This window comes from Chitinophaga eiseniae, assembly GCF_900167135.1.
GTDB classification, from domain to species: Bacteria; Bacteroidota; Bacteroidia; order Chitinophagales; family Chitinophagaceae; genus Chitinophaga; species Chitinophaga eiseniae.
In genome coordinates, this window is the sequence record NZ_FUWZ01000006.1 from 203,106 (window position 1) to 222,437 (window position 19,332).

At 50.7% G+C, this 19,332-nt stretch carries 17 protein-coding genes; 6 read left to right on the forward strand and 11 right to left on the reverse strand.

Going from position 1 to position 19,332, the window contains the following annotated elements; all coding sequences use genetic code 11:
• Positions 1-122: 122 nt before the first annotated feature.
• Positions 123-1,883, reverse strand: coding sequence for a hybrid sensor histidine kinase/response regulator (locus tag B5D63_RS29850; RefSeq protein WP_078672544.1), 1,761 nt, complete (start codon positions 1,881-1,883; stop codon positions 123-125).
• A 418-nt stretch (positions 1,884-2,301) separates the two neighbouring features.
• Between B5D63_RS29850 and B5D63_RS29855 the strand changes: the two genes are divergently transcribed.
• Entirely contained in the window at positions 2,302-5,463 is a 3,162-nt protein-coding gene (locus B5D63_RS29855; RefSeq protein ID WP_078672545.1) for a TonB-dependent receptor, read from the forward strand.
• Positions 5,464-5,789: 326 nt separating this feature from the next.
• A complete protein-coding gene (locus tag B5D63_RS29860; RefSeq protein ID WP_078672546.1) occupies positions 5,790-6,482 on the forward strand; it encodes a GNAT family N-acetyltransferase in 693 nt (230 codons plus the stop codon).
• A gap of 385 nt (positions 6,483-6,867) precedes the next feature.
• Here the strand turns inward: B5D63_RS29860 and B5D63_RS29865 are convergent, their stop codons facing one another.
• Positions 6,868-7,389, reverse strand: a complete 522-nt coding sequence (locus B5D63_RS29865) for a VOC family protein (protein WP_078672547.1) — start codon at positions 7,387-7,389, stop codon at positions 6,868-6,870.
• Positions 7,390-7,580: 191 nt separating this feature from the next.
• Between B5D63_RS29865 and B5D63_RS29870 the strand changes: the two genes are divergently transcribed.
• Positions 7,581-8,108, forward strand: coding sequence for a hypothetical protein (locus B5D63_RS29870; protein WP_078672548.1), 528 nt, complete (start codon positions 7,581-7,583; stop codon positions 8,106-8,108).
• Between the two features lie 31 nt (positions 8,109-8,139).
• Here B5D63_RS29870 and B5D63_RS29875 read toward each other — a convergent pair whose 3' ends face one another.
• Both B5D63_RS29875 and B5D63_RS29880 read right to left on the reverse strand, forming a co-directional pair.
• Positions 8,140-9,297 carry a threonine synthase gene (locus B5D63_RS29875; RefSeq protein WP_078672549.1) on the reverse strand — a complete coding sequence of 386 codons (1,158 nt, stop codon included), beginning with the start codon at positions 9,295-9,297 and terminating at the stop codon, positions 8,140-8,142.
• A gap of 61 nt (positions 9,298-9,358) precedes the next feature.
• Complete coding sequence (locus tag B5D63_RS29880) at positions 9,359-10,258, reverse strand: LysR substrate-binding domain-containing protein (protein ID WP_078672550.1); 900 nt, start codon at positions 10,256-10,258, stop codon at positions 9,359-9,361.
• A 150-nt stretch (positions 10,259-10,408) separates the two neighbouring features.
• Here B5D63_RS29880 and B5D63_RS29885 point away from each other — a divergent pair, with 150 nt between their 5' ends.
• Positions 10,409-11,584: an acyltransferase family protein gene (locus B5D63_RS29885; protein ID WP_078672551.1), complete on the forward strand. Its 1,176-nt coding sequence runs from the start codon at positions 10,409-10,411 to the stop codon at positions 11,582-11,584.
• A 5-nt stretch (positions 11,585-11,589) separates the two neighbouring features.
• Here B5D63_RS29885 and B5D63_RS29890 read toward each other — a convergent pair whose 3' ends face one another.
• From B5D63_RS29890 to B5D63_RS29915, 6 genes are all read right to left on the reverse strand, one after another.
• Complete coding sequence (locus B5D63_RS29890; RefSeq protein WP_078672552.1) at positions 11,590-12,261, reverse strand: ABC transporter ATP-binding protein; 672 nt, start codon at positions 12,259-12,261, stop codon at positions 11,590-11,592.
• 2 nt (positions 12,262-12,263) lie between these two features.
• On the reverse strand, positions 12,264-13,526 hold the full coding sequence (locus B5D63_RS29895; RefSeq protein ID WP_200817124.1) for an ABC transporter permease: 1,263 nt from the start codon (positions 13,524-13,526) through the stop codon (positions 12,264-12,266).
• Positions 13,523-14,620 carry a permuted SH3 domain-containing protein gene (locus B5D63_RS29900; protein WP_078672553.1) on the reverse strand — a complete coding sequence of 366 codons (1,098 nt, stop codon included), beginning with the start codon at positions 14,618-14,620 and terminating at the stop codon, positions 13,523-13,525. The genes B5D63_RS29895 and B5D63_RS29900 overlap by 4 nt, the downstream gene beginning before the upstream one ends.
• An 8-nt stretch (positions 14,621-14,628) precedes the next feature.
• A complete protein-coding gene (locus B5D63_RS29905; RefSeq protein WP_078672554.1) occupies positions 14,629-15,960 on the reverse strand; it encodes a TolC family protein in 1,332 nt (443 codons plus the stop codon).
• Between the two features lie 62 nt (positions 15,961-16,022).
• A complete protein-coding gene (locus B5D63_RS29910) occupies positions 16,023-16,487 on the reverse strand; it encodes a GbsR/MarR family transcriptional regulator (RefSeq protein WP_078672555.1) in 465 nt (154 codons plus the stop codon).
• A gap of 87 nt (positions 16,488-16,574) precedes the next feature.
• On the reverse strand, positions 16,575-17,177 hold the full coding sequence (locus B5D63_RS29915; protein WP_078672556.1) for an FMN-dependent NADH-azoreductase: 603 nt from the start codon (positions 17,175-17,177) through the stop codon (positions 16,575-16,577).
• A 138-nt stretch (positions 17,178-17,315) separates the two neighbouring features.
• On the opposite strand from B5D63_RS29915, the gene B5D63_RS29920 reads away from it, so the two are divergent.
• Both B5D63_RS29920 and B5D63_RS29925 read left to right on the forward strand, forming a co-directional pair.
• Positions 17,316-17,663, forward strand: a complete 348-nt coding sequence (locus B5D63_RS29920; protein ID WP_078672557.1) for a winged helix-turn-helix transcriptional regulator — start codon at positions 17,316-17,318, stop codon at positions 17,661-17,663.
• Positions 17,664-17,682: 19 nt separating this feature from the next.
• Positions 17,683-18,057: a VOC family protein gene (locus tag B5D63_RS29925; protein ID WP_078672558.1), complete on the forward strand. Its 375-nt coding sequence runs from the start codon at positions 17,683-17,685 to the stop codon at positions 18,055-18,057.
• Between the two features lie 59 nt (positions 18,058-18,116).
• Here the strand turns inward: B5D63_RS29925 and B5D63_RS29930 are convergent, their stop codons facing one another.
• On the reverse strand, positions 18,117-19,325 hold the full coding sequence (locus tag B5D63_RS29930; protein ID WP_078672559.1) for a YyaL domain-containing protein: 1,209 nt from the start codon (positions 19,323-19,325) through the stop codon (positions 18,117-18,119).
• Between the last annotated feature and the right edge of the window lie 7 nt (positions 19,326-19,332).

Below are 19,332 nucleotides of genomic sequence, written 5' to 3' on the forward strand. Positions count from 1 at the left end.
TTTCCTATATCCGTAAGCGTTGAGGGCCGTAAAAAGTACGAAATTAATGGAAGATGCAGAAAAAAATATGACGCACGGAGAAGGCTCCGCAAGAGGCAGGGGACATTGGCAGAACGGCATTGTCAGGCAGGTGTCTGAAAACGGGGCAGGTGCGCGGACAAGGCCTGATAGAGTTCGTTGAAATGTACCGGCTTCGAAATATAGGCACTGGCGCCTGCGCGTAACAGCTCTTCTTTTACAGAGACAAAAGCGTCTCCCGATACTATCAGTACGGGTATGTCTTTCAGAAAACTGTCGCGGCGCAGTTGCCACAGCAGTTCCTGGCCACTCATACCGGACATGTGAAGGTCGGTGATAATAATGTCCGGACGCTCCAGCCGTATCCGGTGCAGCGCAGCTTCGCCGTCGTGGCAAAGGGAGGGAATGATGCCCATATGGGCCAGGATTTTGGTGAGCAGCGCACTGCTGACAGGGTCGTCTTCTATGACCAGCGCTGTTGCTCCCGGAAATACATTCCGCCGGTAATGTTGTTTGATGGGGGTATGACTGCTTCCCCGGGCTGTTTCCAGCGGCAGCGTGAAAGCAATAATGGTATGGGTGCTCATCTCGTCCGGTTCTATGTAGATACGGCCACCCAGCAGGGTGACGAGGTGTTTGGTGATAGACAGTCCCAGCCCGGTAGCCTCGGTGATCTGGTTACGCTCAGATACAAAGGCTTCAAAGATATGCTGCGCCTTTTCAGGGTGAATAATGCCTTCATTGATGACCCGACAGAGAATCTGCTGCCCGTGACGTTCGCAGGTGACAGACACGATACTGTTTCCGGTAGCGAATTTCACAGCGTTGGAGAGGAGGTTGTTGATGATTTTTGTGAGAATGATTTTGTCACTGCGGATAATGGCCGGTAGTTGCTGGTCGAAGCTTTCACGAATGATAATGCCCCGCGAGTGCGCTATATAACGGCTGATGGCTGTACAATGCCCTACACACTCTTTCAGGTCCAGCGATTCCCGGATAACGGTATTAAACCTGCCCGCATCGATGCGCGACATGTCCAGCACATTGTTGATGATATTGCGCGCGATATAACAGGCGGAATACAGGTCGTCTATCTCGCGGCGTTCTTCCGTATTCTGCTGGTCGCTTTTACGCAGTTGCAGCAACTGGGCGATACCATAAATAGCGTTGAGGGGTGTACGTAGCTCGTGGTAGGTTTCCCGCAGGAATGTGCTTTTAGCGATGGACGCCTCTTTAGCCTTTCTTTCCGACTGCAGCAGGGCATGGATCTTACCGATATAAAACGACATGACCAGCACCATCATGGTCACGAAGCCCGCGGATGTCAGCAGGTGCATCATATACTCGGCGTTGTCGCTCAGCTGCAGCGGCACAATCACCGGATGCCTGCGGTTGACATGCACCAGCGCTATCAAAGACAGGGTGATCACCAGTGTGGACAATAACACCTTACGCTCCTTGTTAAGAAAAAAGGTACTGCAAAGATGAAAGACAATCACCGCCAGGAAAGCGACTACCAGGTCGGTGGGGATGGCGTCTTCCAGCAGGCAGCTCCAGTACACGGCGAAGATGCCGTGTATCAGCAACATGATCAGGCTGGCCCTGAAATACTGCCGGTAATGATTCAGCAGGATGACTATCATAAAGCCGGCGGCTTCTGTTACCACCGGCACCAGGATAAACGGTGTGGGATGCAATGCATAAAAATAAGAGCCGATGCCCAGTACCATCAGGGTAACGATAAGGGCCAGTGAATTGGAGAGGACCACGGGGCGTCTTTCTTCCGGGCTGGTGAGGCCGGCGGTACCTGCCAGCAGGGGCGCCTTTAAGAGGGTCGTAATGCGGGGTTGGGTGGATGTGTACATGTGACAGCATTAAATAAGATTTTCAATAGTTTTTGAGGGTTTCTTGTTCGTTGTAACGGCGCTGTCGCGCCAATAAGCATGTTTTGTCGGGCTTGGGTTTAAAAGTCTCTTGTCATAAGCTTAAAGTAAACATCATTATAAATCCACTTAAAATTAGGACAGCAGGAGAGAGGTAAAACAGCAGGCGGTGATCATCTCCCTATATTTTTTTAAAAAAAAATTAATGATCAGTTTGTTTCGATTTGTTTTGTTTGTTTTCTTTTTATGTTTTTATTTCTTATTTTTCTAATCATATTCAACCAAAATTGAAAAGCCGAAGACAGGTGGCAATGTGAATTTTACGTTATGAATCGACGTAAGCGTATGATTTTCATTATACCAACTATATTTTCGTCCACCTGAAAAAATTTAAAACCATATGAAACCTATCTGTCACTTTCTTTTTCTATTGTCTTTATTGACATATTGCCTTTTTCTGCAGCCCCTGGCGGCCCAGACCACGCAGGCATCCATACAGGGCACGATTACCGATGAGCGCAAGCAACCGGTGCCCGGTGCTTCGGTGATGATCCGCAACGAATCTACCGGTTTCACCAGCCGGACGGTTTCCAATGCCAAAGGCGACTATGTATTTAAGGAGCTGCCACTCGGAGGACCTTATTCGATTGTGGCGCGTTACCTGGGCTATGAAGAGCTGAAAAAAAACGGTTATAACCTTAACCAGGGCGATGTGATCGGTGTCAGTTTTACATTGGGCTCCAGCGTAAAACAAATAGCGGGTATCACGGTGACGGGCAATGCCAACGCAAAAGGAAAAGTAGAGAACCTCGGCGCTGCGACGTCCGTGTCCCCCAAGCTGATGAACAAAATGCCGGTTAACGGCAGGAATTTCGCCAACCTGATGGACCTCTCCCCATTGAGCAGAGGTGGCAATATTTCCGGTCAGCTGGGCTCGTCCACCAACTTCTCGATCGATGGTATGACGGCCAAGAACCCTACTTCTGCGGGCGCGACTACCAGTCGCAGCGGCGCGCCTTATTCCATTTCCATTGAGGCGGTACGCGAGTTTAAAGTAGTGACCAACCAGTACGATGTGACTTACGGCCGCAGTGGCGGCGGTACGGTAAGCGCCGTGACCAAGTCCGGTACCAACACGCTCACCGGCTTCGTCTTTGGCTTTGGCCGGGCCAACTGGCTGACCAGTAAATACGACATCAAAGGTAACAAACGTGCTAACGACTATTCCACCTATCAGTTTGGTTTCTCGCTGGGTGGCCCGCTCATCAAGGATAAGCTGCACTTTTTCGTTACCTGGGACCGCCAGGTGGACAAGCGATCCCTGGTGATTGCCGATATACAAACTGCGGCTGATGAAGACTTTTTCAAGATCACCCGGGCTAAACTCGATTCAGTGGTGCAAATAGGGCGCGAAAAGTATGGCATTTCACCCACCCAGCGACAGTACGGCTCTTTCGATAAAAAACGTACATCCGATGCCGTATTTCTGCGCCTCGACTGGCAGATCAACAAAAACAACCTGCTGACGATCCGTAACAATCTCACCAATGATAATAACAAGCTGGGACTCGTGGATAACACGCCCATCAATCTTTATGAGTCGACAGGGAATGACTTTAACTTTGACAACAGTTTCCTGGTAACGCTTCGTTCTTCTGTTAATTCCAAATTAACGAACGAACTGAAGGTGCAGCACCTGTACACTTACCAGAGCAGCGAACCAGGCAATCAGCTGCCTGCATCCAATATTCCCAGAGCCATTGTAGAAAATATTTCTTCCGTTACCGCTACCGGTAACCGTTCTACCAACGTTGAGTTCGGAGGTCATCGTTTTGCGCAGGAGTTCTTCAGGAACAACGTTTTTCAACTGGTGAACAATCTCTACTACAATACTAACAGCATCCGCTATACGTTCGGGGTGGACTTCATGTACACACATGCCAGGTCCCTTTACGGCAGTGAAGTGAACGGCCGTTTTCACTATAACACCATTTCCGGGTTAATGGCCAACAAACCTTACAACTTCTATCGGGAGGTGCCGCTGATGGATGATCCCAGCGTGGTGTCCAATATTTTCAACATTGGCTTTTACGGACAATTGCAGACGAAAATCGCCACCGGTATGGAAATTACAGCCGGTCTCCGGGGAGATTACGCACATTATCCTACCTCACCTTTTAACCAGTTGGTGTTTGATGAACTGGGGGTGCGGACGGACCATAAATTGCGCTCCTTTATTATCCAGCCGCGCTTCCAGCTGACCTGGGACGTGCAGGAAAATCACCGCGACTACATTCGTATAGGCGCGGGCGTATTTGCTTCAGACATCAACAACTATGTAGTGATCAATAATCTCACTTTCGATGGCAAACACTTCGGGACAGTGGATGTAAGAGGCGCTGATGTTCCGGCGGCAGACTTCATCGGTTTCCGCGATAACCCCGCGTCAAAACCCACGCTGGCACAATTCCAGTTGCCTACCATCAATACGAACGGCCCTGATGCAAAGGTGCCGGTCGTATATAAAGCCAACATTTCCTATACACGCTTTATTACCGAAAGATTGAGGGCCGGCATTACCGGATACCTCACGCTGGCAAGAAACAACTATTTCTATGTAGACCGTAATATGGCGCAAACACCTTTCTTTACCCTGAAAGACGAAGATAACCGCGGGGTGTTCGTTCCGCTGAATACAATGACCAAAGACGGAATTCCCAACTGGAAAGACGGTCGTATCAGCAAAAACCTGGGCCGTGTGCTGGAACTGAACAGTGACGGAAAGGTAAACCAGATGGCAGTGGTAGTGGATGTGTCCTATAACTATTACAAAGACGGTGAACTGTCCTTCAGTTATACCTGGAATGATACGAAGGACAACACCTCCTTCAATGGAAACGTGGCCAACTCGGCTACGCTTTCCCTGCCCGTGAAAGATGATCCGCGCAACCTAAGTAATATCACCTATTCAGATAACCAGTTCAGGCACAAAGTAGTGTTCTACGCGGTATCGCCCACCTGGAAAGGGTTTAACCTGGGCATCCGTTATTCCGGTATAGGCGGTACCCGTTACAGCCTGTTGTCCGGCGTGAACAGTAACGGCGATTTTGTAAACGGCACCAACGATCTCGCATATATCTTCGATCCCAACAGCAGTGCAGTGCCCAAGAACGTGCGTGACGGCCTGCAGGCAGTGCTGGATAATCCCAAGGCCAGCCCCAGCATCAAGGACTATATCCGCAGGTATGCCGGCAGAATGGCCGAAAGAAACGGTGGTATCAATGGATTCTATGGTACGTTCGACCTGCGGGCAAGTAAGAAGTTCTCTTTCGGAAAAACCAAAAAGCAGGGCTTCGAAGTTTCAGCAGACTTGTTTAACGTAGCCAACGTCTTCAACAAAAAATGGGGAACGTATAAAAACCTGGGTAACCAGGGCCTGTACAAAAGAGAAGGCTTTGACGTGGTTAACCAGCGGTTTAACTACGGTGTGAATACCGATGGGTCCGTAGAGCCCACCGGTAACCCCTTCCAGTTCCAGATCGGTTGTAGATACAGCTTCTAGTCTGTCAAGTATATTGTTGAAAGAAAGGGTTGTTCGGGAACCTCACTGATCTCCGAAAAAAGATCCTGGTTAAATTATCTTGATGTGCCTTTTGCGTGCATTCAGACTGTTTAGCCAGGATCTTAACGTTAAGTTAATATGGAGCGAGTGCGACGGATGTACTTATGATCTATCATTATCACACAGTATCCGCTGTTAGGTTGAAAGATGGTACCAGTATTCGTCTTGACCGATAGGTTTATCCAAAGCCGTAAAAATGTATATGTGATCGTTGCCGGGAGTTTCGGCTAAATGGCTAAATTTGTAAGAGATTAATATAAACAGCTTTGGAAACGACAGCCGAACAATCACTGGACAATCCTGCCTGGAGCGCGCTGACAACCGTGCAGGCTCCTTTAGCGGAAGGTACCGATCACTGTAAACGGTACCGGCAGGAAATTCTCTCTTTTATTGCCTGCGATCATGCAGCCGGTCATTCGCTGGACGAGTTACAGCCATGGATACACGAAGGCGAATCGTTTTACCTGATCGGAGCGTTACCCCCGCTGCCGGCGAACTGGCAGCTGGTACATGAACTGCCCTGTGCGCAGATGGTGCTGCAGGACATGGCTGACGTGCCCGTGAAAACACCGGTGGACATCTCTGTGATGACCGCAGCCGATGGTGCTGATATGTACGACCTGGTGAACCGCGTGCAACCGGGTTATTTCAATCCCGGGACACCGTTGCTCGGCACCTATTACGGCATCCGGCAGGAAGGCCGTCTGGTGGCCATGGCAGGCGAAAGGATGCGCATGAAAGGGTTCTCGGAGCTGAGTGCTATTGTTACCGATCCGGCCTATACCGGCAGAGGGCTTGCGCAACAATTGATTACCCGTTTGTGCCGGCAGCATGCCGGGGAAGGGATTACTTCCATGCTGCACGTGTCTGTGGCCAATGAGCGTGCTATCAGGCTCTATGAGCATATGGGCTTTGCGACCCGCCGCGAAATTGTCTTCAGAAAAATCACCAGGAGATAAGTTACTTTTTGAATGTTGCGGGGTACATCCATGCGCTGACCTGGTAGGGGTACGTCTCGTATATTTTATTGTCTTCCGTAAACGTATAACCCTGTCTGAAATCTTCATAGGCTTTCTGCATGACGGCCTGTGTTTCCACTTTGTGTTGCAGCCGCAGCAGACATTGACGTAGTGCTGCGAGATGGCGTCCTGCTGCTTCGTGGTTAATGCCGGCAGCTGTGCATTGCTACTGTGGGGGAGCAGCCACAGGGCGATAAAGAGGCAACCGATGTATTTCATAAGGTTACTTCCGATAGTGACAGGGAAGTTATCGTATTGCCACGATTTAAAAAAGCCTGCCGATGTATTTTTCACCGGCAGGCTTTTGATATATAGAAGTAATTGATTATTTGACGCCGACCGGTGCACCATAAGCTTCTTCTATTGCTTTAAGGTCCAGCTTTTTCATCTTGAAGATAGCGTTCATCACGCGGCTGAGGCGTTCTTTGTCTTTATCCATGAGCATTTCGCTCACTTGTACCGGTGCTACCTGCCAGGACAGGCCGAATTTATCTTTGAGCCAGCCGCATTGATCAGCTTTGGGGTCGCCGCCGGCACGCAGTTTTTCCCAGTAGTAGTCTATCTCTTCCTGTGATTCACAGTTGACCATAAAGGAGACGGCCTCGTTGAATTTAAAATACGGGCCGCCATTGAGCGCTATAAAATGCTGCCCGTCCAGCGTAAAGTCAACCGTCAGCACAGCGCCGGCCGGCATTCCGTGTATATCGTGACCGGCTTCGGTGTAATGGGTGATGTTGCCTATGGAAGAATTTTTAAAGATAGCCGTATAGAACCTGGCCGCTTCTTCAGCCTGGTTCTCAAACCACAGGTGTGGTGAAATTCTCTGGGTGATGATTTTGTTTGCCATAGTATTTATTTTTTAACAACGAAGGATGGAAGATGTTTGATAACATCCCAAAGGTAAAACGCTCCTGCCGCTCCGCTGGGGGGATGAGGCGACTTTGTAAAGGGGTATTTGCGACATCGGGTGAAAATCTTACTTTAGACGGATGAACTGGCTGCCAACAATATTAGATTAGTCAAGCTCAATAATCATTCATGAAATTCTTACCGATAGAACGTTATACGTTGTTAACCAAACTCTCCCCGGGGGAAATAAAGACACGCCTGGAGGCGAATGTGGAGCCTAAAAGTAACAACCTGCAGATCCGGATCGGGTGGTCTAAACCTAAGGCTGCCAAGCCTTACCAGGGTTCGGTTGGTATGGACGGTTTTTTCATCAGCCGTATTATCAGCTATCGTAATTCCTTTCTGCCGGAGATCAGGGGAGAAGTCAGCCATGAGGTAGTACATACCGCTGTCAGGATCAACATGCAGCTGGCGTTGTTCGTGCGGATATTTATGGCGCTATGGTTTGGGGCTGTGGTGGTGGGCCTGGTGTTGTGCGTAGGAGCGATCATTAATGGAGTCCGTGCGGGAAGTAAATTTGAACCACAGTTACTGGTACCTTTTCCGATGCTGGTATTCGGTTACCTGATGGTGAGGCTGAGCTTCGGGTATGAAGCCAACAAATCCAGAAAGTTCCTGCGCGACCTTCTTCAGGGGTGGGAAGAAGGCCAGGCCTGAGTTGATCAGGAAAGCCCTAAGGCTTCCATGATCAACGGTATTTGTACCAGGAGCCGGTATTGAACAGCAAGGCCTGTTCATCTTCCTGTACCCAGTCCTTTTCAATCAGTTTTTTCAGCCCCATATAGGTGGCGCTGCCTTCGGGCGATAACAATATGCCCTCTGCTTCGGCAATTTCGGAGATGCCGGCTTCCATTTCTTCTTCCGTGACGGTCAGCGCTTTCCCGTCGCTTTGCCGGATTACTTCCTGCATCATGTCTTTTGCAAAAGGCTGTGGAACAGCCAGTCCATAAGCGATGGACGGATAACCGCTGAAGTCATCCGGTAGGTTTCCGTTTTCGATGTACTGTACCATGGGAGCACAATTTTGAGATTGAATAATAATCATTCTGGGCAGCTTACCGGTAATCCACCCCAGCTGCTGCATTTCGCGGAAGGCTTTCCACATGCCTATCAGGCCGGTGCCGCCGCCGGTGGGGTAAATAATCACATCGGGCAACTGCCAGTGCAGCTGTTCGGCGATTTCATAGCCCATCGTTTTTTTTCCTTCCAGACGGTAGGGTTCTTTTAAGGTGGACATATCGAAGCCGCCGGTTTCCTGTACCAGCTGCCGTGCCCTGCGGCCGCAGCTGTCTATCAGTCCGTCGGTGAGCAGCAGTTCTGCCCCGTACAGGCGGCACTCTTCCTGCAGGGTTGCCGGCGTATGCCGCGGCATGATCACCGTCGCTTTCATCCCTGCTTTGGCGCAATAGGCACTTAAGGCGCCGCCTGCGTTCCCGGCGGAGGGGATGATACAATGGCTGACACCCAGTTCCTGTGCTTTGGATACCGCCACGCTGATGCCCCGGGCTTTGAACGAGCCGGTGGGGTTTACGCTTTCATCTTTCAGTAATATCTGTACGCCTGCGCGTGCGCTGAGCGTGTGCAGGGTGGTCAGCGGCGTGCCGCCTTCCCCAAGGCTTACAATATGACGGGGGTCAGCTACCGGCAGCATTTCGCGGTACCGCCAGATGCTGTGGTCCCGGCCTTTCATAAAATCAGGTGCAGGCAGGTCGCAGGTGTAGGCAGCTGTCAGCGGCTGCTGGCAGCAGGTGGCGTACGACTGCAACACGGTGGCGTCGTATAACTTTCCGCAGCGGGGGCACAACAAAGTGGTGAGATGCGATATGTTCTTTTTCGTGAGTGTCATTCCTTGTAAATGTAGGCATGACCTATAACAAACAGATGGTCGATTTTGTTATAACCTATAACTATTGGTTATATATGCTTCTGGCGTAACGGATCAGTTTTTTATTCAGCTCACTGGTCTCGCCTTTCCGCTGAATGAAGTAAAAACTTCTTTCTATGTGAAGTCCCTCAAAAGAAATCTCTGTCAGGTCACCCTGCTTCAGTTCCTTGAACACAGAACGTTTGGGCAGGAATCCGATGCAGCCCGACTCTATCAGGAAGTTCTTCAGCGCCTCAGTGCCACCTAACCGCGCTTTGATCTGTAATTCATCAATGCCGGTCTTGTGTTTCTGCAACGCGTCTTTCAGCGCTTCCAGGGTGCCACTGCCACGTTCCCGCAGGGCAACAGGCATCCGCAATACTTCTTTGAGCGGATAATGTCTCGTTTTGGATAACCCGCTTTTTCTGCCGCAAACGGCAATGACCTGGTCATTGATAAAAGGGTGGTACACCACGTTGGTCAGCTTGCCCCGGCCTTCTATAATACCCAGGTTGATCTCCTGGTTTAATAAGGCCGCCAGCACGATTTCGGCATTACGGTTCAGCAGATTGATCTCCACCTGCGGATACTCCTGCTGAAAGGCAGACAGCACCTTGGGCAGTATGTATAAGGCAACGGTAGTGCTGGCGCCCAGTTTCAGCAAACCCTTGGCCTGGTGCTTGTCACTGAAAGCGGCCATCTCAAACTCTGTATCAGCCTGAATATTAGCGACCTGCAACAGCCGTTTCAGTAAAAAGCTGCCGGCGTCTGTCAGCGATATCTGGATGCCTTTCCGCTCAAATAATCGCGTTCTGTAATATTCTTCCAGGTACTTCACATGTTTGCTGATGGCCGGCTGCGAGATAAACAGGGTCTGGCTGGCCTTGGAGAAACTTTTCTCCCGGGCCACTTCAATAAAAACCTGATGGTGGGTAGAAAGCATAATTAATTACGAATTACGAATTACGAATTACGAATTACGACCGGAGGCTCGTCTTTGTAATTTACAGGAATAGTTGCCGCAGAAAAAAAATAAAAAGAATAAATCGTTTGTTACATTTGGCATATACAAAAAATCTCCCAACATAAGTTTATGTCCACCCAATTCCGGAACGCTGTTCACGCGTTGCCACAGAAGATCGCATCACTCGATCACCTGCGGGCATTCGCTATTTTCTTTGTCTTCTATTATCACTACCGCATTTTTCCGCATCCTGAATGGCTGGACACGCCGGCTCGTTTTGGCTGGACAGGGGTGGACCTGTTTTTCGTCCTTAGCGGTTACCTCATTGCCGGCCAGCTGTTCAGGGAAGTGGCAGATACGGGGACGGTTAAACTGAAACCGTTTTATATCAAACGTTTTTTCCGCATCATTCCACCATACCTGTTAGTACTAACTTTGTATTTTTTTCTACCTGTTTTCAGGGAGAAAGAAATGTTGCCGCCCCTGTGGAAATTTCTTACGTTTACACAGAACTTCGGACTAAACCTCAAAACACACGGTACTTTCTCTCATGCCTGGTCGCTCTGTGTGGAGGAGCAGTTTTACATTTTGTTTCCCTGCCTGCTCTCCCTGTTGCTGTATGTGAAGGCTGGCCGTAAAGCTTTCTGGCTGATACCGGTGCTTTTTGCAGGAGGTTTTCTTTGCCGCTGGTCGATATATACCTGGCAGGTAGCGCCTGCAGGCGACGACCCCAATTTTTGGGTGATCTGGTACCGCGCCATCTATTATCCGGTATACAACCGGCTGGACGGGCTGCTTGCCGGCGTGGCGATAGCCGCGCTGTTTCAGTTCAGACCGTTGGCCAAAGAATGGGTCAATCGTTATGCCAACGGTCTGTTCATCGCAGGTGTGGTATTACTGACTGCTACTTGGTTTGTAACGGAAAACAGTTTTTCTCCGGTATCGACCGTATATGGTTTCCCGTTAGTGTCCGCCGGGTATGGCGCGATCGTCGCAGCGGCGGTCTGTCCCCGTTGCTGGCTATATCGCATCCAATCCCGTGTCACTACGCTGATAGCGGCGCTTTCCTATGCCATCTACCTGAGCCATAAGGGAGTGATACATGTAACGCAGGATCTGCTGGGTGGCCTTGGCATGGCTAAAAACAGCGGCTGGATGATGTTCTGTTGCACGATAACCTGCATCCTGGCGGCGTGGCTGGTCCGCCTGTTGATTGAAAAGCCGGCACTGAAGATACGGGACCGTGTATTAGGGGGTGGCGGCGTGGCCCTGGGTACGCCTTCTTCTCAACAGAAAGCTGCGTGACCCTGTCATCCGGCGATCCTGCCATCCACCAGGTGGATCACCTTGTCAGAACGGCGGGCAAAATCATCATCGTGCGTGACGGTCAGGATGGTTTGTCCCCGTTCCGAAGAAAGCTGACGGAAAAGATCGAACACAATGGCGGCGTTCTGGCTGTCCAGGTTCCCGGTAGGCTCATCGCCCATAATGATCAGCGGTTCGTTGATCAGCGCGCGGGCAATGGCCACCCGCTGCTGTTGTCCGCCGGAGAGCAGGGAAGCCCGCTTGGTGGCCTGCCCATCTACCCCCAGTAACTTTAAAATGTCCATGGCTCTCTGTTCAATCTCGGCGGGGGAGTAGCGCGCCAGTTTCAGCGCCGGTAGCATCACATTGCGGAGCACACTGAATTCGGGCAACAGGTAGTGGAACTGGAATACGAAGCCAATATGATGATTGCGGAAATCCGCCAGCCACCGGTTGCGCTTGCCCTGCATCTCTTCACCGTTGATGCGGATGCTGCCTTCAAAAGCCGTGTCCATGGTGGACAACAGGTACAGCAACGTGGATTTTCCGCTACCGGATTTTCCGGTAATGGAAACAAAATGACCTTTCTCTATATCGAGGCTCACGTCCGTCAGCACCTGCATCCGGGTCGGTTGGTCAAAATATTTATTGATATTCCTTACTTCTATCAGGTTCATGGTTATCCTCTTAAAATCGTGATAGGATCTACACGGGCCGCTTTGCGGGATGGCAGATAACCGGCCAGCGTAGTGGTGAGAATACCGAAGGTGAAGCCGGTCACATAATAGACGGGGCTGAAACTCACGGGTAAATGGTCCAGCGTGATCATCACATCGCTTTTATAAGGCATTTTGGAGATGCCATACGTTGCCAGGAAACCGAACACCAGCCCCATCAGCGCGCCTGTCAGCCCGATAATGAGCGCCTGTATCAGAAATACCCAGCGGATATCGGTATCGGAAAAGCCCATGGCTTTCAGGATGGCGATGTCTTTCATCTTCTCATAAATCATCATGGTGAGAATGTTGAAGATGCCGAATCCTGCTACCAGCAGGATAGTAACGGCTACGCCATATACGATCATTTTGCGAAGGGCGTCGCCCTCCAGCAGCGCGGAGTTGTCCTGTTTCCAGTCGGAGCCGTGGAAGTGGTATTTGGCCTGCAATTCCCCGGACATGGCCGGCGCCAGTTCCATATCGTGCAATTTTATTTTGATGTCGGTAATGTAGGAGGCGGGCACTTCGAGGAAACGCTGCACAGTATTGAGGCTGGCGTAACTCTGTTGTTTGTCGATGTCGGTAAGGCCGGTCTTGAAGATGCCAACTACCTTTACAGAGAAGTTGTTGCCTTTTTCGGTGGTCACTTCCAGCCGGTCGCCGGTTTTAACGTTGAGCCGCCTGGCCAGCCCAACGCCTGTCACGATGCTGTTGGGCAATGTGGAAAGCTCTTTGAAGCTGCCTTCTACCAGTTTTGCCTGTAAGTTGAACAGCGCATTTTCCTGCTCAAAGCGGATACCGTTGATCGTACCATTGATACTGCTGGAGCCAAGCCGGTAAAATACCTGCGAGCTCACGGAGCCGGAAATAGCGGCCACGCGCGGGTCTTTCTGCAGTTCCTGTACTATCTGAGGGCCGTCCTTCAGGCTGAGCAGGATGTCTTTGGGTTTTACATGACTCACGGCGTTGATGGCGTCAGGTTCCGCCCTGTCCAGGATATTGGACGAAGCAGTCTGTATCTCGTTATACAGGCGAAGGTGCGGCGACTGTTCAAACGCTACCGCCTGTACGAAATCGTTGGAGCCCTGTATAAAACTGACCATGAAGATGAACACCGTGATACCAAACGTGACGCCTGCCGTGGCGATCACTGTTTGTTTCAACCGGGCACGCATATGCGTGAAGGCAATGGTCGCTGCCAGTTTGATATTGGTGAATATTTTCATCGTGCTTCTTTTATGGCGATCACATCGCCTGCTTTCAGACCGGATTTGATTTCTACCCAGTCGCCACTGCGGACACCTGTAACCACGGCGCTTTTACGAAGCTCACTGCCTTGCTGCAGGTACACGCTGTCGCCTTTCATCAGGTAATCGGAGGGCACTACCAGTGCGTTGATGCGTTCCCGTATAAGGATATTGGCTTCTACCGACGATTGCGGATAAAAGCGGACAGTGTCCTGCACGGCCGCTTCCACCTGGAAACTGCGGCTTTCCTTTTGCAGCAGGGGAACGATTTTATTGATGGTAGCGGAAAATTGTTTGCCTTTGTAAACATCGGTTTCGAAATATACTTTCTGCCCGGTTTTTATCTTGCTGATATCGCGTTCGTCTACCAGCAGTTCGAGTTTGAACTGTCCGGGGAGCCCGACCATCACCACCGGATCATTGAGTTGCGCCAGCTCACCGGTTTTCAGGTATACTTTGTACACCTGCCCGTTGATAGGGCTTTTCAGCACTTTTCCTTCGCGGCCTTGCGTGCTGGCTGTCAGCTGCTGTCTGGCCTCCAGCAGTTTGCCGGACAGGTTGTTTTGCAGCGTCTGGTACTGGTCCTGTAATGTCTTGTATTCCGTAGCGCTGGTGGCAGCCTGTACCCGGGCCTGTTCTGCGTCTTTTTCAGACACGGCTTTGCTTTGTGCCAGCTCCGTATATCTGTCGGCGTTAAGGGCGTCCTGTTCCTTTTTTGTTTTTGCCAGTGCGATACGGCTTTTCAGTTCTGTGAGCGCGGCGGAATGCTCCTGTGCATCGCTGCCGGCGAGTGCCACCTGCCGTTGCAGGATATCCACCTGTTCCAGCTGACCGGGGGTACCCAGTACGGCCAGGACTTCATTTTGACGGACATTATCGCCTTCTTTCACCAGTACGTTCAGCAGCAGGTCGGCGGAATTGGCTTTCAGGAAATAATAAGCTTCAGGCATGATTTCTCCGGAAGCATATACCGCTTCATTCAACACACGGGACTGCACCGTGTAGGTAGCGGTTTTGGATTTGCAGGCAATGAGCAGCAGCGTCATCCCTGCGATGGAGAGCAATGTTTTCATGCAGATCTTTATTGATGTTGCAGATAGTTAAGTTCAGTGAAGTGTTTGTAAAAGTCGGTGCGGGCATCGTTGAGTTTGACCTGTGCGTCGTAAAGGTCCTGTTGTATCTCTTTCAGCTGTACCATATCAATAATGCCTTTGTTGATCTTTTGCGTGCTCAGGGTTTCATTCTCTTGTGCCAGCAGGATGTTTTCCTTTTGCAACTGTATGTCGGCGGATGCTTTTTCCAGCAGCATTTGCTCCTGTCTGTATTTCTTTTCCTGTTCGGATTCGTATTGTTTGAACCGGCTGGAAGCTGCCTGCCATTGCGCTTTTGCACTACGTGGTTTGGCGGAGAAGTTGGCCCAGGACAACGGGAAACGCAGTTCTACACCGGCGTAGCCTACAGTAAACCAGGGGGAGCGGGTAATGAAATTCAACTGATCGCCAAAGCCCAGTTGCTGGTAAGAACCTTTGAGATGCAGGCTGGGATACCAGGTCGCTTTTGTGTGCTGGTACTGTTGTGCGGCGACCGCCACTTTCAGCTGTTCCGTTTCATAGTCCGGTAGCTGCGAACTGTTGTATTGGCTGATTTCCAGCGGCGGCAACGGGTCGGTGGCTTGTGTGGCCAGCTGGCTGTCCAGCGGAAAGCCCATCCAGAATTTAAGGTCGAGGTATGCTTCCCGGAGAGACACGTCTGCCTGTTGTGCCGCCTGTAGCCTGTTTTTTAACAGGGTGGCGGATTGGTTAAAGGCAATTTTGTCCGTCAGGCCTTTTTCAAATTGTAGTCTGATAAGGTCATGGATCTGCTGGTAATTGCGGTACAACTGCCGGGCTACGGTGAGATAGTCCTGCTGCAGCTGTGCGCTGTAATAGGCCATGCGTACGTTTTTCAGGAGGGACCGTTGCAGGGACCGGTATTCGCTGGCGCCGGACTGCTGTTGCAGCCTGGCCAGTTTGATCTGTTGCCATGTTTTAACGTCTACCAGCGGAAGGGAGGCTTCCGCGCCATAGTTGCCCATCCACGGGGTGCCCATGCGTACCGGTACAAAAGTGCCGGCAGGCTGGCCCGCCAGTTCCCCGGGAAATATCTGTACGGGTATTTTCCAGTAGTTGTTCACAGCTGCGGTGACAGTAATGTCCGGGAGTAGTTTGGCCATAGCGGCCTTGCGGTCCTGCACGGCGGCAGCGACGGTTTGGGCTTTGGCCAGTAATTCCTGATGATGAGTGCCGGCATAGTCGAGGCACTGTTGCAGACTCAGGGTAGTCGTAGGTTGACCGGTGTCTTTTTCAGGCATGGTCTGTCCGTCCGCCACCCGGATATAAGTGGCCAGCAACAGTAAAAGGATACCTGTTTTCATTTTAAGTGATTATGATTCTTTTAGTTCTGAACATAAAGAACCAAGCGCGACAAAAAAAAGCCTTAAGAGCTGGCTTTGTTGAGCGCGATGGTCCGTTTCCATCTCTCGAATATCAACGGCATTTCCACCAGCATCATTTTGTAGAGCATGGACACCTCTTCCAGTTCCTGGTTAAGTTCGTCATCCGTTTGGCGGATGGACCTGATTTCGTCCAGGGTGTGGAAAAACACTTTAATCTTCGCGGTGAAAGTATCCTCGTTGAACATACTAACGACATTCGCGGAGAAATAACGTTTCCGTTGCCCACCCATCGTTTTGGCAGAAATCATTTTTGTTGCTTCAAGCATCTTAATGGCATTGGACACCGCGCTTTTACTCACTCCGAAGTATTCTACGATCTGTTCGAACGTTGCCTGGTGGCCTTCGCATAACAGCAGGTATACATACACCCGTGCTGCTACCGGAGTAAGGCCAAGGTTTTCCATGGCCGTGCTCAGTTTCTCTATTCTGTCTCTGTAATTTTCCAATGCCGACGTCTTTTATCATAACAAAATTGAATAAATAAAGTTGGTTCTCCAAAAAAAGAACCAACTTTATTTTTAGGAGAGATAAGATCAGAGACTTTCCACACTGGCTAATCCCTTCTCTACAGCCGTTTCCCTGGTGGCGGTCATGCCGGCGCCCTCTATCCGGTAGGTGGTAACGTCCGGAATGCCTAAAAATTCCAGCATATACCGCAGGTAAGGCGCTGCAAAATCAAAGGCAGCCATCGGCCCTTCGGAATAAATACCATTGGAGGCAATGGCGAGATAGGCTTTTTTCCCCGACAGCATCCCTGCAGGTCTTCCGTCTTTATAGGTAACGGTTTTGGCAGGTCTTACCACGTGATCTATCCATGCTTTGAGTGGGGCGGGAATGTTAAAATTGTAAAGCGGCACGCCGATGACAACAATATCGGCCGCCTGTAGCTGCGCTACCGCCATATCAGAAGTTTCCAGCAAGGTCAGCTGTTCGCTGGTAAGTGCATCGGGTGGCGTCCTGTAGGCATTTACCAGGTTGGTATGTAACCATTCCCAGGACTGGCCGGCGACGTCGTTGACAACCACTTCCTTGTCGGGGTGCCGTTGCCGCAGTTTTTCTACAATGCGGTTGCCCAGCAGTATGCTGTTGGATGATTCCCCGCGCGCACTCGATATGATATGCAAGATGTTTCCCATGATCCGTTTTTTTGAATATTTTTGTTTGGTTCTGCAGAGAGTATTTTTTTGATGGTACAAATGTACCAGTCATTAAAAGCTATATTATCAACATAACCCATAGGTTAGCACTAACCTGTGGGTTAGTAATCCAGAGATATGGAAACAGCAACATGCACAGACAAATGCCGGACGGTGATGCCGGCGGCGGAAGACGCGCTATACATCATCGCCGGAAAGTGGAAAGTGCGTATCATTATAGCACTGGCCAGTGGCGATAAACGTTTTAATGAATTACAACGGACGTTGACGGGCATCTCCGCGAGGGTGTTGTCCAATGAGCTGAAAGACCTGGAGCTGAACGGCCTTGTTTCGAGGAAAACGCTCGACAACGGCACCGTGCTGTACGTCCGTAACGCCTATGCAGACTCGCTGCGCAATGTGATGCACGAACTGGTGCAGTGGGGGATAGGGCACAAGGAAAAAATACGGAACAGGGAAATCTGACCGGCAAAAAAATATACCAATGATCAGACCTGAAATTATCATAGCAGTAAAAGACGTGGAGAAAAGTTCCGCCTGGTATCAGCAACTGCTGGGTTGTGAAAGCCGCCACGGCGGCGGTACATTCGAAATTCTCGCCGATCCCGAAGACGATACGGTTGTGTTATGCCTGCACAAATGGGGCGCTCACGGACATCCTACCATGCTGGACCCTGCACCGGCAGCCGGCAATGGATTGATCCTCTTTTTCCGGGTGACGGACCTGGATGCGGCCTGGAAAAAAGCGCAGCAACTGAAAGCAACGGTGGAAGAGCCGCCGCATGTGAATGCCAACTCCCACAGAAATGAATTCTCCCTCAGGGACCCTGACGGGTATTATGTGTCTGTTACAGACTGACAATGCATCAGAAAGGCCCGGAAAGTTTGTTCCGGGCCTTTTCCTTTCCGCTGTATCTCTCAATGGCGGGTATATTGGCGGTATCTCATCAACGCCTCTACGAAATAATAATCAGCATACGACAACGGCACATTGATCTCCACGCCATGCGGCAATGAACCGACGCTTTTCATCAGGATAAAGTTGTTATTCTCTCCTTCTTTTGCGCGGTAGGTATCGGACGAAAGGACGACGATGATCTGCTCTGCTGTTTTCCAATAGGTGTCCGACTGTTTGCCTTTGGTGAGGGTACTCAGTTCCAGCAGGGCAGAAGCCATGACGGTCGCCGCGGAAGCGTCGCGGTAAGCGTACGGGATATCTGCCGCATTAAAATCCCAGTAAGGAATTTTGTCTTTCGGCAGCGCAGGATGGTGCAACAGAAAAGTTGCTACGGCCACCGCCTGCTGCAGATAGCGTGGGTTACGGGTTTCGCGGTACATCATAGTGTAACCGTACAGCGCCCAGGTTTGTCCTCTTGCCCAGGCCGACGAATCCGCTGCGCCCTGGAAAGTCTTTTTGGCCACAGGTTTACCGGTGAGGGTATCGTAGTCGATGACATGCCAGGTGCTGAAATCCTTACGGAAATGGTGCAGCAGCGTGGTATTGGCGTGATTTACAGCAATGTTGTAATACGTAGAGTCGCCGGTTTGACGGGTGGCCCAGGTCAGCAACTCCAGGTTCATCATGTTATCGATGATGACGGGAAACTGCCAGTTGCCGTGGTCCCATGACCGGATGCAATTCACCCTGGCATTAAAGCGGGATGCCAGTGAACGGGCGCTGTTCAGCAGGATGTCCCGGTAGGCCGCCTGTGGCGCAATACGCAGGGCGTTGCCATAGCTGTTGTACATCATAAACCCGAGGTCGTGGGTTTGCCGGTTGTACTGCTCTTTTTCCAGCAGTCGCAGGCGCTTATTTGCTTCTGCGAGTATCTGCGGATCTTTGCTGTATTCGTAGAGATACCATAACGTACCTGGGTAGAAGCCGCTGGTCCACCAGCGGGATTCGGCGGTCATCAATGTCCCGTCTTTGGCGGTGGTACGGGGAAACCTGTCGTCCGGCAACGCCGTCATCATGTGTTTGTACTGCCGTACCGAGAAAGACAGCGCCGAATCTACGGTCTGTTTCATCGCAGGCGGCATGACCCTATTTTTCGTTTGTGCTTTGCCGTTGTAACTCATGGCGGTGCAACAGATCAACATGCACCAGCTCCATTTTCCTGTTTTCATATCGTTG